We start from the raw sequence: 1,320 nt of genomic DNA on the forward strand, positions 1-1,320 counted from the left end.
TGATGATCAACTTACCGTATACTTAGATGGTGAGAAAATGGGCTCTGCGACTGATACCAGCTATACAGCGCGTGGCTTAATTGGTGTGTTTACGAATAATCGTTCGTTTGAAATTGATGATGTAAAAGTGGGCGACCCTAGTATCAAGCCAATTCAGTTAACCCTTGATTACAAAGAGCCTAATTGGGACACAAGTACCAGTATGGATCCATTGTTGATCAACGTTACAGCGATTAAAAACGACGGTATCACAGCCGACACCTACACGGTCACTTCAAGCAATGAAGCAGTGGTGAGCGTTACAATCGATGCAAATACGATCACCCTTACACCGATTGCTGCAGGCGATGCAACGATCACATTTGTATCGGATTCAGACCCAAGTATTACCCGTACTATTAAAGTCTCTGTTGCAGAAGGCTTTGTTATGCCAACTGCTGACTATGGTGATTTAACAGCTAAAGTAATGCCAGCGATTGCTAGCGATAACCAATTTGTTGATACCCAATTATCGCTTACTTTTGATAACGCCCCTACCTTTGGTAGTTTAGGTGAAGTTCGTATTTATAAGCAAAACGACAACACCCTAGTTGATACCCTCAAAGTGGGTAAAAATGTCGATGTGATAGGCTACACCGGCCAGGATAAAGTCCGCTCTGTGTACTACTACCCGCTCACAATTGAAGGCAATACCTTAACCATTAAACCGCATAATAATGTGCTTGAATATGGCCATACTTATCGTGTTGTCATTGGTGATGATGTGGTATTAGGCGCACAACTCAACGGTACTGATTTTATTGGCCTCGGTGATAATAGCCAATGGACGTTCACCACTAAAGTGACAACGCCGGCAAGCAATCAACTATTGGTTGATGATGACGGTGTAGCTGACTTTAGAACCGTGCAAGGTGCACTTAACTTTGCAATGGCAAATCTTGCTAAAGATGAGCAAACCACCATTTCAGTCAAAGATGGTGTATATAATGAACTGCTATTCTTACGTAATAAAAATAACGTAACTATACAAGGGCAAAGCCAAGACAATACTATTATTCAGTACGAAAACTTCGAAACACTCAATGGTGGCTCAGGTGGCAGTGCGCCTGTAGGTTCTGGCACACCGGGTGGCGGTCGTGGTGTATTCTTAGTTGAAGGTGCGGATATGTTAGTGATCAACAACCTAACATTGAAAAACACGCATTTGCGTAACAAGGTTGATTCAAACCAAGCTGAAACAATTTACTTTAATAGTAATGGTCGTTTAGTGGCTAATAATGCCAGCTTTATTAGCGAACAAGATACCCTATTACTGAAAGG

At 42.0% G+C, this 1,320-nt stretch carries 1 protein-coding gene; it reads left to right on the forward strand.

Annotation, left to right across the window (positions count from 1 at the left end; all coding sequences use genetic code 11):
- On the forward strand, positions 1–1,320 hold a 1,320-nt coding region (locus tag H5232_RS23205), incomplete at both ends, for a pectinesterase family protein (protein ID WP_259400193.1).

This window comes from Pseudoalteromonas sp. SG41-5 (assembly GCF_014164495.1).
GTDB classification, from domain to species: domain Bacteria; phylum Pseudomonadota; class Gammaproteobacteria; order Enterobacterales; family Alteromonadaceae; genus Pseudoalteromonas; species Pseudoalteromonas rhizosphaerae.